This window comes from Phycicoccus sp. Soil802, assembly GCF_001429605.1.
Lineage (GTDB): Bacteria > Actinomycetota > Actinomycetes > Actinomycetales > Dermatophilaceae > Pedococcus.
In genome coordinates, this window is the sequence record NZ_LMSS01000001.1 from 567,172 (window position 1) to 579,547 (window position 12,376).

The 12,376-nt window shown below is 71.0% G+C and carries 15 protein-coding genes; 6 read left to right on the forward strand and 9 right to left on the reverse strand.

Annotated elements, in window-relative coordinates; translation table 11 throughout:
• Positions 1–49: 49 nt before the first annotated feature.
• Entirely contained in the window at positions 50–268 is a 219-nt protein-coding gene (locus ASG91_RS02640) for a hypothetical protein (protein WP_235545368.1), read from the reverse strand.
• Between the two features lie 168 nt (positions 269–436).
• Here ASG91_RS02640 and ASG91_RS02645 point away from each other — a divergent pair, with 168 nt between their 5' ends.
• The 3 genes from ASG91_RS02645 (at position 437) to ASG91_RS02655 (ending at position 2,884) form a co-directional block, all read left to right on the forward strand.
• Positions 437–988: an RNA polymerase sigma factor gene (locus tag ASG91_RS02645; RefSeq protein WP_056921027.1), complete on the forward strand. Its 552-nt coding sequence runs from the start codon at positions 437–439 to the stop codon at positions 986–988.
• Positions 985–1,926, forward strand: coding sequence for a hypothetical protein (locus tag ASG91_RS02650; protein ID WP_056921028.1), 942 nt, complete (start codon positions 985–987; stop codon positions 1,924–1,926). Before ASG91_RS02645 ends, ASG91_RS02650 begins: the two co-directional genes overlap by 4 nt.
• 112 nt (positions 1,927–2,038) lie before the next feature.
• The gene (locus tag ASG91_RS02655; protein WP_056921029.1) at positions 2,039–2,884 is read left to right on the forward strand and encodes a PD-(D/E)XK nuclease family protein; all 846 of its coding nucleotides are present in this window, start codon (positions 2,039–2,041) and stop codon (positions 2,882–2,884) included.
• A gap of 9 nt (positions 2,885–2,893) precedes the next feature.
• Here the strand turns inward: ASG91_RS02655 and ASG91_RS02660 are convergent, their stop codons facing one another.
• Complete coding sequence (locus ASG91_RS02660) at positions 2,894–3,592, reverse strand: HAD family phosphatase (RefSeq protein WP_056921030.1); 699 nt, start codon at positions 3,590–3,592, stop codon at positions 2,894–2,896.
• A 173-nt stretch (positions 3,593–3,765) separates the two neighbouring features.
• Between ASG91_RS02660 and ASG91_RS02665 the strand changes: the two genes are divergently transcribed.
• Complete coding sequence (locus ASG91_RS02665; RefSeq protein WP_056921247.1) at positions 3,766–4,617, forward strand: PAC2 family protein; 852 nt, start codon at positions 3,766–3,768, stop codon at positions 4,615–4,617.
• A 4-nt stretch (positions 4,618–4,621) separates the two neighbouring features.
• Here the strand turns inward: ASG91_RS02665 and mshC are convergent, their stop codons facing one another.
• The 4 genes from mshC to ASG91_RS02685 are packed head-to-tail and all read right to left on the reverse strand — an operon-like array spanning position 4,622 to position 7,948.
• The gene (gene mshC / locus ASG91_RS02670) at positions 4,622–5,869 is read right to left on the reverse strand and encodes a cysteine--1-D-myo-inosityl 2-amino-2-deoxy-alpha-D-glucopyranoside ligase (protein WP_056921031.1); all 1,248 of its coding nucleotides are present in this window, start codon (positions 5,867–5,869) and stop codon (positions 4,622–4,624) included.
• 22 nt (positions 5,870–5,891) lie between these two features.
• Positions 5,892–6,764 (reverse strand): SCO1664 family protein, encoded by an 873-nt coding sequence (locus ASG91_RS02675; protein WP_371262026.1) that lies wholly within the window; start codon positions 6,762–6,764, stop codon positions 5,892–5,894.
• A complete protein-coding gene (locus ASG91_RS02680) occupies positions 6,701–7,240 on the reverse strand; it encodes a DUF3090 domain-containing protein (RefSeq protein ID WP_056921033.1) in 540 nt (179 codons plus the stop codon). The genes ASG91_RS02675 and ASG91_RS02680 overlap by 64 nt, the downstream gene beginning before the upstream one ends.
• Before the next feature lie 9 nt (positions 7,241–7,249).
• Complete coding sequence (locus ASG91_RS02685) at positions 7,250–7,948, reverse strand: MSMEG_4193 family putative phosphomutase (protein ID WP_056921034.1); 699 nt, start codon at positions 7,946–7,948, stop codon at positions 7,250–7,252.
• A 76-nt stretch (positions 7,949–8,024) separates the two neighbouring features.
• Between ASG91_RS02685 and corA the strand changes: the two genes are divergently transcribed.
• On the forward strand, positions 8,025–9,005 hold the full coding sequence (gene corA, locus ASG91_RS02690; protein WP_056921035.1) for a magnesium/cobalt transporter CorA: 981 nt from the start codon (positions 8,025–8,027) through the stop codon (positions 9,003–9,005).
• Positions 9,006–9,014: 9 nt separating this feature from the next.
• Here the strand turns inward: corA and ASG91_RS02695 are convergent, their stop codons facing one another.
• Together ASG91_RS02695 and ASG91_RS02700 are read right to left on the reverse strand one after the other, a co-directional pair.
• The gene (locus tag ASG91_RS02695; protein WP_082592493.1) at positions 9,015–9,872 is read right to left on the reverse strand and encodes an undecaprenyl-diphosphate phosphatase; all 858 of its coding nucleotides are present in this window, start codon (positions 9,870–9,872) and stop codon (positions 9,015–9,017) included.
• A 52-nt stretch (positions 9,873–9,924) separates the two neighbouring features.
• Positions 9,925–10,983, reverse strand: a complete 1,059-nt coding sequence (locus tag ASG91_RS02700; protein ID WP_056921036.1) for an LLM class F420-dependent oxidoreductase — start codon at positions 10,981–10,983, stop codon at positions 9,925–9,927.
• A 64-nt stretch (positions 10,984–11,047) separates the two neighbouring features.
• Here ASG91_RS02700 and ASG91_RS02705 point away from each other — a divergent pair, with 64 nt between their 5' ends.
• Positions 11,048–11,986, forward strand: coding sequence for an aldo/keto reductase (locus ASG91_RS02705; RefSeq protein ID WP_056921037.1), 939 nt, complete (start codon positions 11,048–11,050; stop codon positions 11,984–11,986).
• A 13-nt stretch (positions 11,987–11,999) separates the two neighbouring features.
• Here the strand turns inward: ASG91_RS02705 and ASG91_RS02710 are convergent, their stop codons facing one another.
• Positions 12,000–12,350 carry a hypothetical protein gene (locus ASG91_RS02710; protein WP_056921038.1) on the reverse strand — a complete coding sequence of 117 codons (351 nt, stop codon included), beginning with the start codon at positions 12,348–12,350 and terminating at the stop codon, positions 12,000–12,002.
• Positions 12,351–12,376: the final 26 nt, after the last annotated feature.

The window sequence follows — 12,376 nt, forward strand, 5'->3', positions numbered from 1 at the left end:
TGCGGTCCCAGCGCGCCCCCTTTGGTGCTCAGTGCCACTGTGGAGCTGCTCAGTGCCGCTGTGGGATGCCGAGCGGGGCTGACACCCCCGCGCCCGAGAGGTTGTCGCACCGGACGATCTGGGTGTCGATGCGCTCCACGGGACAGCGGAACGGGCTCGAGTCCCAGCCCACCACCGTGCCACGGGGTGGCCCGGGGTCCTGCCGTGCTGCGGCGGGTGAGGAGACCGAGACGGTCACCGCTGACGCCAGCAGTGCAACGATCCACATCACGTGACGAATCTGCCTGTGCTGCATGGTGTTTGGTTTCATGAGGGGTAGTCGTCGGGAGGGACCCAGAGGTTGACGACCGCGCCCGCGAAATTTCTTGGCAGCTGGTGTCAACCTCGAGCACGCTCTGGCGACTACATCGCAGGAGACTGGTGCCGGGAGGTCGGAGTGAACGGTGGCGAGGAGTCAGCGGTCGTACTGGCTTTCGCGACGCCCACGTCGCGCGACAAGGACGCCGTGGTCGAGGCGTTGTTCCGCGAGCACTACGGCACCATGGTGCGTCTCGCGTACTGCCTGCTCGGCGACCGTGCCGCCGCCGAGAACGTCGCACAGGAGGCGTTCGTCTCCCTGCACCTGCACTGGAGCAGCCTGCGAGACCGCGGCGCACTGCTGCCCTATGTCCGGTCCGTGGTCTTCAACCAGTGCAGGTCGCGGCAGCGATGGCTCATCCGCGGTCGGAGGGCGATGACCCAGCTGGGATCGCCCGACCTGGTGCCGAGCTCGGAGGACGCGGCGCTCGGGCTCGACGAGACGCACCGTCTCGGCCAGGCCATTCGCGAGCTCCCGCGCCGCCAGCGCGAAGTCGTCGTGTGCCGGTTCCTGCTGGGACTCAGCGAGTCCGAGACCTCCACCGAGCTGGACATCAGCATGGGCAGTGTCAAGCAGCACACGCACCGGGCGCGGGCAACCCTCCAGGCAGCGATGGGAGCAGGGCAATGACACTGCAGGACCGTGACCTCGAGCGCGCACTCGCTCGCCTTGCCGACGACGTCGTGCTGACGGCGACCGACGTGGACACGGCGTTCACGGAGTTCGCGGATCGGTCGACCGTCGCAGCGCAGCGCCGACGCACGCAGCGCCTGGCTGCGGCGTGCGCTGCCGCAGTCCTCCTGCTGGGTGGCGCGGCTGCCTACTGGGCCGGGGCCGGGCGCACCATGGACCGGCTGCAGCCCGCGACGCCGACCGTCACCCAGCCCTCGGTCATCTCGGCAGCGGACATGGTCGGCGTCTGGACGGGAATGGGGCTCTGGACCTTCTACGCGGACGGGTCGGGCGGGTACAGCAACAACGCGGACACCCTCGAGACCCCCTTCTACTACACCCTCAAGGGCGCCAAGCTCGGCGTGCACGACGGCTCAGGATGCGACTTCTCCTTCCGGCTGACGAGCTACCGGGAGGGCAAGCTCACGGGCGATGTCCTGGACTTCTGCGGGAACAACGCACCCCCGGTGTCCCTCGTGCGGCTGTCCCCGGCCAGCCCCGCCGGCACGGAGATCCCGATGTTCTCGATGGCGGGTTCCACACCCGTCCGACGTGTCGCGCAGGTGGGTGGCGTGTGGCTCATGCCCGGCACCGGCATGCTCCTCGCGATCGACGCCAGCGATCCAAGCCGCGTCACCTACGCGCTGGACGACCAGGGGAACCTGGCCAAGAGCCCTCGCGATGCGGGCGCCGTCACGGTCTCGTCGGACGGCACGGTCACCCTGACCAGTTCGCAGGCTCCCACGTTCGGGTGCAGTGCCCCGGAAGGCCCTCGAACGGTCCTGCGCGACGTGCGGGTGGTGGCGGCCCAGAGCCTCGAGGCCAGCGGCGGTGTGACGTCGACGTGTGCCTGGGCCACCGTCCCGGCCGGCTGGGTCATGGTGAGCGATCGCTGACCGCCACGCACGGCGAGGCACGGGCTGAGCCACCGGGTTCGCACGGTATGCCGTGGCGCACCGCCGGTGCGCCACGGCAGCGTTGTCGGCGCCGCGGCATACCGTGGGGTCCATGGTTCCCGCCCTCTCCCCGAGCCGGGCCTCGGACTTCAAGCAGTGTCCGTTGCTCTACCGGTTCCGCACGATCGACAAGCTGCCCTCCCCGCCCAGCCCTGCTGCGGCGCGGGGCACGCTCGTGCACGCCGTGCTGGAGCGGTTGTTCGACCTCCCCGCCGACGAGCGCACCCCGGCAGCGGCACAGGCGTTGCTGGGCCCGCAGTGGGAGGCGCTGGTCGAGCAGGAGCCCGAGCTCGCGGCCATGATCGCCGACGACGACAAGCTGACCGAGGCCGGCTGGTTCGGCGACGCGCAGGCCCTGATCGAGACCTGGTTCACCCTCGAGGACCCGACCCGCCTCGAGCCTGCGGAGCGCGAGCTCTACGTCGAGACCGATGTCGACGGGCTGGTCCTGCGTGGCTACGTCGACCGCCTCGACGTGGCGGCCGATGGCGCGATGCGGGTCGTCGACTACAAGACCGGGCGTTCCCCGAGCGAGCTGTTCGAGGGCAAGGCGCTGTTCCAGATGAAGTTCTACGCCCTGGTGCTGTGGCGGCTGCGTGGTGAGATCCCGCGGCTCCTCCAGCTCGTCTACCTCGGCAACGGCGAGGTGGTCCGCTACACCCCCGACGAGCACGACCTGCTCAGTCTCGAGCGCAACCTCAAGGCGGTCTGGACCGCGATCGAGCGGGCCGCGACCACCGGCGACTGGCGACCGAAGACGTCGCGGCTCTGCGACTGGTGCGACTACCGCGAGTTCTGCCCGGCCTGGGGCGGCACTCCCCCGCCGCTGCCGCCCGACGCCGCCCTGATCGCCCTCAACCCGGCGATCTCGGGTCAGGTCACGCCGACGGACGAGTGAGCCGGCCGGTCACCCGAAGAGCCTGTGGAGGTCGGCTGGGGTGAGCCCGCGCAGGCTCGGGGCCTGCACGGCCCCGGCGATGATCGGCACCGGCACGACGTGCGGCACCGCGAGCGTGGGGACGCCGGCGGCCACCGCGGACCGGACTCCGGTGGGTGAGTCCTCGATGGCGACGCAGTCGGTCACCTCGACGCCGAGTGCCCGGGCCGCCGCGAGGTAGGGCTCCGGGTGCGGCTTGCCGTGCTCCACCTCGTCGCCGGTGATCACCGCGGCGAAGGTGCCCTCGGGGAGGGCCGCGAGGACGCTGTCGGCCAACGACCGCCACGACATGGTCACCAGGGCGTTGGGCACGCCGGCCTCGCGGAGGGCGGTGAGCAGCTCGATGGCGCCGGGACGCCACGGCACGTGCTCGGTGACCTGGGCGATGACGCGCCGCAGGAGGTCCTCGACGATCTCCACCGGTTCGAGCGTGATCGGGCTGTTGTCGCGGATGAACTCGGCCGACACCATGAGGTCGTTGCCGACCAGCTGGTGGGCGTACTCGTCGTTCCAGACCCCTCCGGCCTCCTCGACGATGGCGTGCTCGGCGTTGATCCAGTACGGCTCGGTGTCGACCAGGGTGCCGTCCATGTCCCAGAAGACCGCGGCCGGCAGGTCTGCTGCGGGGGTGGTCGTGAGCTCGCTGGGGAGCGGTTGCTGAGACGGCATTCCAGAGGGGCCTTCGTGGTGCGGGAGGGGCGGCGCGCCCGACTATACGCAGCCGGGCATCTGCGTCCGTGCCGTGGACCGTAGGCTGGGCGGGAGTGGTGCCGCCTGCCCAGACTGGGTGTGGTGGAGGCTGTGTCCGACCAAGACCGTGTTTTCCCGCAGAAGGAGCGATGGTGATCGAACTCGAAGACGTCCCGGAGCTCAACAACCCCGTGGTGATCGCTGCCTTCGAGGGCTGGAACGACGCGGGTGAGGCGGCCACGGCCGTGATCGACCACCTCATCGACGTCTGGGACGCCGACGCCATCGCGGCGCTCGACCCCGAGGACTACTACGACTTCCAGGTCAACCGTCCGCGCGTCGTCCTCGAGGACGGCCGTCGCCGGATCCACTGGCGCACCACGCGGATCCTCGTGGCCCGGTCCGCGGGGCTGGACCGCGACGTCGTGCTCATCCAGGGCATCGAGCCGTCGTTCCGCTGGCGGGCCTTCACGATCGAGCTGATGGAGTTCGCGCAGGAGGTCGGCGCGAGCACCGTGTTCACGCTCGGCGCGCTGATGGCCGACGTCGCCCACACCCGGCCGATCCCGGTCACCGCCACCTCCGACGACGACGACGTGATCCACCGGTTCGACCTCGAGCCGAGCCGCTACGAGGGACCCACCGGGATCGTCGGTGTGCTCGCCGACGCAGCCACCCAGTCGGGCATGCAGTCACTCTCCTGCTGGGCCGCCGTGCCCCACTACGCAGGTCACTCCCCCTCGCCGAAGGCAACCCTGGCGCTGGTCTCCCGGCTCGAGGAGCTGCTCGACGCCACCATCCCCCACGGCGACCTCGCCGAGGGGGCCAAGGCGTGGGAACGGGGCATCAACGAGCTCGCCGACACCGACGAGGAGGTCGCCGAGTACGTCCAGTCCCTCGAGGAGGCGCAGGACACCGCCGACCTGCCGGAGGCGAGCGGTGACGCCATCGCCAGGGAGTTCGAGCGTTACCTGCGTCGGCGCGGCCAGGAAGGGCCCGGCTGAGGGCTCAGACCCGGACGCCGAGGATGGCGTCCAGCGCGCGCGCGAGGACGCCGGCCGAGGTGCCGTCGGCCCCACCGCGGGTGAGGGTCTGCTTCGCCCAGGCGTCGACGGCCGCCAGCGCCCCCGGGGTGTCCAGGTCGTCCGCGACCCGCGCCCGGATCGCCTCGACGGCCTGGGCCGAGTCGGGGGCGGAGTTGACCGACAGCGCCGCGCGCCAGGTGTCGAGCCGGGCCTGGGCCTGCTCGAGCACGGCGTCGGTCCAGGACCAGTCGGTGCGGTAGTGCTGCCCGAGCAGGGCGAGCCGGATCGCCATCGGGTCGACCCCGTCGGCCCGCAGCTTGGAGACCAGGACGAGGTTGCCCTTGGACTTGCTCATCTTCTCGCCGTGCAGGCCCACCATCGCCTGGTGCGTGTAGGTCCGGGCGAACGGCCGCTGGTCGGTCAGCACGACCGCCTGGGTGGCACTCATTTCGTGGTGCGGGAAGACCAGGTCGGTGCCGCCACCCTGGACGTCGAACGACATGCCCAGGTGGTCCAGCGCGATCGCGGTGCACTCGATGTGCCAGCCGGGGCGGCCCTGCGGGAGGCCGTCGACGGCCCACGAGGGCTCGCCGTCGCGAGCGGCCCGCCACAGCAGCGGGTCGAGCCGGTCGCGCTTGCCGGCCCGGTCTGGGTCGCCACCGCGGTCGGCGAAGACGGCCAGCATCTGCTCGCGGGTCCAGTTCGAGACCGCGCCGAAGCCCGCGTCGGTGGAGATGTCGAGGTAGAGGTCGTCGCCGTCGGAGTCCGGGGTGTCGACCGAGTAGGCGGCACCGCGTTCGAGCAGGGCCCGGACTGCGGCACCCACCGGCTCGATGCTCTCGACGACCCCCACGTAGTGGTCGGGCGGGATCACGGCCAGCGCGGTCATGTCCTCACGGAAGAGGGCGATCTCCTCCGCGGCCAGGTCCTCCCAGTCGATGCCGTCACGGTTGGCGCGCTCGAGGAGCGGGTCGTCGACGTCGGTGATGTTCTGCACGTACTCGACGTCGTGGCCGGCGTCGCGCAGGGCCCGCCCCAGGACGTCGAACGTCACGTAGGTCGCGGCGTGCCCCATGTGCGTCGCGTCGTAGGGCGTGATCCCACAGACGTACATCCGCGCGGTCGGTCCGGGCGTGATCGCGCGGACCGCTCCGGTCGCCGAGTCGAAGACCTGCACGGGGTGGCCGGTGCCGGGCACGGCGGGACGGAACGGGGTGGGCCAGGAGATCACAGCGGAAGCCTACGGGGAGGGCTCAGAGCGGCGGCCACGGGATGGCCGGCCAGTCACCGGAGGGCACCGGGTATGCCGCGTGGTCGAGCAACGCGGCGCACCTGGCCGCCAGGGCGGTCACCTCGACCGGGGTGAGCAAGGGGGCGAGCTCGGTCCGCAGGGTCGACCCACCGTCGGCGAGGGCGTCACCGACCCGGGTGATCCGGACGACGTCGTCGTCCGGGAGCGGCTGCCCGGCGAAGCCCCACAGGACGGTGCGCAGCTTGGGGTCCTCGTGCAGGCTCACCCCGTGGTCGAAGCCGCGGAGCCGGTCGCCCTCGCGGACGAGGTGCGACCCCTTGCGGTCGGAGTTGTTGATGACCGCGTCGAACGCGGCGACGGCGCGGACCACGGGGCTGTCCTCGTGGACCACGACGACCGGACGGCCCCGCTCGTCCTCGCCCCGCAGTACCGCCAGCCACCCCGGCGGCACCTCGTCGGGGGTGACCAGGTCGACCACGTAGTCGGGGGCCGTCTCCGGGTCACCGACCCAGCGCTGCACCGAGCCCGGACCCCGTGGTCCGTCACGCAGCACCGTCTCGGGCACGACGTCCCACCCGCCCGTCGAGCTGATCAGGTGGGCGGCGACCTCCCGGGCGGCCAACGACCCGTCCGGGAAGTCCCAGAGCGGCCGTTCGCCCCGGATCGGCTTGTAGATCGCCAGCGGTCCCTCGTCGTCCTCGAGCCGCACCAGCAGCGCGAGGTTCGAGGCGTCGGCCAGCGCTCCCAGCACCACCAGGTCTGCGCGCGCCAGGAGGTCGAGGGAGACCGACGGGCCACCTGCGGGCTGGGTCAGCGCTTGTACCCGTTCGAGCGGGGGCAGATGTGCCCCTCGGGTTCGAGCGGACCGCCGCAGAACGGGCAGGGCGGTCGACCCGCGGACACCACGGACTGGGCGCGCCGCGCGAACGCGCGCGCCCGGGACGGTGGCAGCACGACCCGCATCTGCCGCGGTTCCTCGGCGAGGACCTCCGGGTCGACCCCGGCCTCCGGGTCGTCGGGGTCGCGGTCGAGCGCCTCGATGATGATCACCTGGCGGTCCTCGTCCCAGGCCAGGCTCAGCGTGGTGACGCGGAAGTCGTCCTCGATGGGGGTGTCGAGGGGCGCGTTGTCGACCACCTCGGCGGCCGCGTGGTCGGCTCCCTCGCCCCCGGCGTAGCTGTCCAGCAGGTCGTTGATCCGGTCGGCGAGGACCGAGACCTGCTGCTTCTCCAGCGAGACGCTGGTCAGCCGGCGCCCCTCACTGGCCTGGAGGAAGAAGGTCCGCTGCCCCGGCGGACCGACGGTGCCGGCGACGAACCGGTCCGGTGGATCAAACTCGACGAGCCCCATGGCAAAACTCTAACCGGCTCCCCCACCGACGGTTGCGTCGCCCGACCCGGGCACCTCCGCCGGAGCCTGGAAACGCGTGAGGTCGGGTGCGAGGTCGTTGGCGGCCAGGAGGAAGGTGTGCCGGCTGCCGTAGCGCACGACGGACACCGAGGCGGGGTCAGCGGTGTAGCGCTGGAAGCGGGCCAGACCCGACCCGGTCGCCTCGGCCAGGGTGGCCTTGAGGAGGTCGCCGTGCGTGACCGCCACCCACAGCGCGAACTCCCCGGACGCGGCCGAGACCTCCGCGTCGTGGCGCCGCACTGCCGCGACGACGCGGTCACTCATCTCCCGGAGGCTCTCCGCGGCATACCGGTCGTCGTCGGGGAAGCGCGCAGCCTCGGGGTCGTCCTGGACGGTCCGCCAGAGCGGCTCCTTGGCCAGGTCCTTGAGCGCCCGGCCGGTCCACGCGCCGTAGGCGCACTCCTGCAGGTCGTCGTCCACCGTGACCTCCACGCCGGCTGCGGCGGCCAGGGGCGCGGCCGTCTCGAGGCAGCGTTCGAGGGGGCTGCTCACCACGCGGACCACCGGGAGGTCGCGGAACCGTTCGGCCAGCTGGTCGGCCTGCTCCCGACCCCGATCGGTGAGGTGTATGCCGGGGAGCCGGCCCGCGAGGACACCGTCGCCGTTGGCGCTCGAGTGGCCGTGGCGGACCAGCAGGACGGTGGGCACGTGCGCACTCTACGGCGCGGCATCGATTTTCGGGCACGGTCTCGCGGGACCGTCGGGGACGTGGTGGAGTAGCCCCGTGATCGTGGACCAGGCCATCTACCGCCAAGGCCAGCGGCTCCCCTGCGGCGACCTCAGCGACGCCCTCGAGGACCTGCGCGGCGGCGACGACCCACACGCCTTCCTCTGGATCGGGCTCAAGAACCCCACCGACGCCGAGTTCGACCTGGTCAACGACGAGCTCAAGCTCCACCCGCTCGCCGTCGAGGACGCCGTCAAGGGCAACCAGCGACCCAAGGTCGAGCTCTACGACAACACCATCTTCGTCGTGATGAAGACGTTGCGGTACATCGAGGAGACCTCGGACGTCGAGACCGGTGAGGTGATGCTCTTCGTCGGCGACCGGTTCGTCGTGACCGTCCGACGGGGCGAGGCGAACCCGCTCGCGGGGGTGCGGCACAACCTCGAGGGCAACGTCGACACCCTCCGCCACGGCGCCATCGCCGTCGTCCACGCAGTGATGGACAGCATCGTCGACAACTACGTCTCCATCGATGCCGAGCTCCAGAAGGACCTCGAGGACATCGAGGCGTCGGTCTTCACGGGAGCGAACCGGGTCAGCTCGGCCACGATCTACCGGCTCAAGCGCGAGGTCCTGGAGTTTCGTCGGGCCGCCGTGCCGCTGGCGGCGCCGCTGAAGATGCTGCACGACGGCTCGCGGTCACCGTTGCCGCAGAAGGAGGTCCGGCTGCTCTTCCGGGACGTGGCCGACCACCTCCTGCGGGTGATCGACCACGTGGAGTCGTACGACCGGCTCCTGACCGACATCCTCAACGCCCACCTCGCCCAGATCTCGGTCCAGCAGAACTCCGACATGCGAAAGATCTCGGCCTGGGTCGCGATCGCCGCCGTGCCGACGATGATCGCGGGGATCTACGGCATGAACTTCGAGAACATGCCCGAGCTCAAGTGGCACTACGGCTACTACCTCGTCGTCGCCATCATGGCGGCCGCGTGCCTGGGGCTCTACCGGGCGTTCCGGAAGTCCGGGTGGCTGTAGGAGGTCCGCCTAGGTGGCGGTCATCCAGCCGGCCGCCAGCACCACGAGCAGCACCAGCCCCAGCGCGACCCGGTACCAGACGAACGCCGTGATCTTGTTGCTGCTCACGAACTTCAGCAGCCAGGCGATCGACGCGTAGGCCACCACGAAGGACACGATGACGCCGACGATGATCGGCCCCACGCCCAGCAGCTCGAGGTGGTCGGACTCGCTGAGCATCTCGAAGACGCCGGCCGCCGTCAGGGCCGGGATCGCCATGAAGAAGGACAGCCGGGTCGCGGTCAGCCGGTCGAGGCCACGGAACAGGCCGGCCGAGATGGTCGCACCCGAGCGGGAGACGCCGGGCACCAGCGAGGCGCACTGGACCAGCCCGATGACGAGTCCGTCGGTGAGGGTCACCTGTCCCTCACCGCGCTCCTCGCCCCGCGTCGCCAGCATCGCGTGGCGGCTCTCGGCGAGCCACATCACGGCACTCCAGGCGATGAGGGCGGCGGCGACGACCCACAGGCTGCGCAGGCCCCCGCTGATCAGGTCCTTGGCCGCGAAGCCCACGATCCCCACCGGGATCGAGCCCACGATGACCGCCCACGCGAGCTGGTAGTCGTGGTGGGTCCGCGCCTGCGCGCTGCCGAGACCGGCGAACCAGGCACCGAGCAGCCGGGCGATGTCCTTGCGGAAGTAGAGCAGGGTGGCGAGGATCGCGCCCAGCTGGATGACGGCCGTGTAGGCGGTGACCCCGGGGGCGTCGACCTTGAGGCCGAGCAGCTTCTCCGTGATGGTCAGGTGGCCCGTGGAGGAGACCGGGAGGAACTCGGTCAGGCCTTCCACGATGCCGAGGATCAGGGCGTCGAGATAGCTCAGGGTCAACGGTCTGCTTTCCGTTCAGTCGGGTGTGGCCGGGAGCGGTGCGGCGCCAAGGTCAGAGGCCAGTCTCCCCCATGAGCTCGGCCATGGTTCGCACGACATGCAGCCGCTCCTCTAGCCCGCCGGCGAAGGGTGCCACCGACAGGGTGCCGGTCCCGGCCTCGGCGTACCTCGACATCCGGTCGCGGATCCGGTCCCTGGGCCCGATCAGTGAGGTGGCGTCGATGAACTCGAACGGCACGGCGGCGGCCGCATCTCGGTGCTGCCTGGCGAGGAAGAGGTCCTGCACCTGCGCCGCCGCCTCCTCGAAGCCCATTCGGACCGCGAGCTGGTTGTAGAAGTTCTGCTCGCGCGACCCCATGCCGCCGATGTAGAGCGCCGCATACGGGCGGATGGCGTCAGCGGCGGCCTGCACGTCGTCGGCGATCACGACCGGCACCGACGGGGCGAGGTCGAACCCGTCGAGCGGGTCCTCCTCGGTCCCTTTCCCCGCGCGACGTCGGCCGGACACCACCGACTCGACGAGGTCGCCCGAGTGCTCCGGGCTGAAGAAGATCGCGTGCCACCCGTCAGCCACCTCACCGGTCAGCTCGAGGTTCTTCGGCCCCACCGCCGCGAGGTAGATCGGCAGGTCGGGGCGCGGTGGGTGGACGGTGAGCTTGAGCGCCTTGCCGGGACCGTCGGGCAGTGGCAGCGTGAAGTGCCGCCCGGCATACGCGAGGGTCTCGCGCCGCAGCGCCATGCGCACGATCTCGACGTACTCGCGGGTGCGGCCCAGGGGGGCCGTGAACGGGACGCCGTGCCACCCCTCGCTCACCTGCGGACCACTGACCCCGAGCCCCAGCCGGAAGCGCCCCTTCGACAGGGTGTCGAGGGTCGCGGCGGTCATCGCCGTCATCGCGGGCGTGCGCGCCGGGATCTGCATGACCGCGGCCCCGAGGTCGATCCGCTCGGTCAGCGCCCCGATCCAGGAGAGCACGGTGGGCACGTCCGAGCCGTACGCCTCGGCAGCCCACGCCACGGCATACCCGAGCCGGTCGGCCTCCTGCGCGACGGCGACGTTGTCCTGGTCCACGCCCATGCCGAAGTAGCCGAGGTTCACTCCGAGTTCCATGGGTGCGAGGTTAGCGGCGGGTGCACCACGGGAACGCGGCGTGGGCCGACTACCGTACGGAACCATGCGTCAGCGACGAATGGGGAGCTCTGGCCTGTCGGTCTCCCGCCTTGCCCTCGGCACGATGACCTGGGGCCGCACGACCGACGAGGCGGGCGCCCGCGAGCAGCTGCGCACGTTCCTCGACGCGGGTGGCACCCTGGTCGACACCGCCCACGGCTACTCCGACGGCACCTCCGAGGAGATCATCGGCCGGCTGATCGACGACGACGTGCCGCGCGAGGATCTCGTCATCTGCACCAAGTCGGGGATCTCCCGTCGATCTGGGCACCGGGTCGTCGACACCTCACGACACAGCCTGCTGAGCCAGCTCGACACCTCGCTCGAACGACTCGGCACCGATCACGTCGACCTGTGGCTGGTGCACACCTGGTCGGACGAGGCCCCGCTGACCGAGACGCTGTCGGCCCTCGAGTGGGCCGTCAGCACCGGTCGGGCGCGCTACGTCGGGGTCTCGAACTTCAGTGGCTGGCAGGTCGCGCGGGCCATGTCGCTGCTCGAGCAGGCGCGGGTCCCGTTGGTGGCCAACGAGGTCGAGTACTCCCTCACCAACCGCACGGCCGAGCCGGACCTGCTCGCCGCTGCCCAGGCCCTCGGGTTCGGGCTGCTTCCCTGGTCTCCGCTGGGGCGTGGGGTCCTGACCGGCAAGTACCGCAACGGGATCCCTGCTGACTCCCGTGCCGCGTCCCGCGACTTCCCGCGCTTCACCGCCCGCTACCTCGACGACCGCAGCACCGGCATCGTCGAGGCGCTCGCGATCGCGGCCAAGGGACTCGACGTCAGCCCTGCCGAGGTGGCCCTGGCCTGGGTGCGCGACCGCCCGGGCGTCGTCAGCCCGGTGGTCGGGGCGCGCACCACCGCACAGTTGCGGACCTCACTGGCGAGCGAGTCGCTGGAGCTGCCCGAGGAGCTGGTGGCCGCCCTCGACGAGGTGTCTGCCTGAGCCGGCTGACCGCTCAGCGCTCGCTCTCGACCTCGTAGTCCGCGTCGTCGAGCCCGGAGTAGACACTGCCGTCGCCGTCCTCGTCACCGTGGTCGTCGAGCTCGTCGTCGTCCTCGTCGTCGTCGTCCTGGTCGTCGTCGTCGTCGTCTTCGTCGTCGTCGTCACCGTCGTAGATGTCGAGCGGCGTCATCTCGCCGTAGGCCTGGAGGAGGGCGTCGTCGTACGACGCGAAGGCGTCAGCCAGGTCGTCGTAGGCCGCGATCACGGTCGGGTCTTCCTCGCCCCGCTTGGAGGCCGATGCCTCGAGGTGCCGCTCGAACGCGGTCATGAGGTTGGCCAGCGCGCCACGCGGGTCTGCGGTCATGGCTCGACGGTATCGGGTTCTGGGGC

Coding starts and splice junctions, on each gene's coding strand:
- ASG91_RS02640 (WP_235545368.1), bottom strand. CDS start 268: ATGTGGATCGTTGCACTGCTGGCGTCAGCGGTGACCGTCTCGGTCTCC.
- ASG91_RS02650 (WP_056921028.1), top strand. CDS start 985: ATGACACTGCAGGACCGTGACCTCGAGCGCGCACTCGCTCGCCTTGCC.
- ASG91_RS02655 (WP_056921029.1), top strand. CDS start 2,039: ATGGTTCCCGCCCTCTCCCCGAGCCGGGCCTCGGACTTCAAGCAGTGT.
- ASG91_RS02660 (WP_056921030.1), bottom strand. CDS start 3,592: ATGCCGTCTCAGCAACCGCTCCCCAGCGAGCTCACGACCACCCCCGCA.
- ASG91_RS02680 (WP_056921033.1), bottom strand. CDS start 7,240: ATGGGGCTCGTCGAGTTTGATCCACCGGACCGGTTCGTCGCCGGCACC.
- ASG91_RS02700 (WP_056921036.1), bottom strand. CDS start 10,983: ATGGAACTCGGAGTGAACCTCGGCTACTTCGGCATGGGCGTGGACCAG.
- ASG91_RS02705 (WP_056921037.1), top strand. CDS start 11,048: ATGCGTCAGCGACGAATGGGGAGCTCTGGCCTGTCGGTCTCCCGCCTT.
- ASG91_RS02710 (WP_056921038.1), bottom strand. CDS start 12,350: ATGACCGCAGACCCGCGTGGCGCGCTGGCCAACCTCATGACCGCGTTC.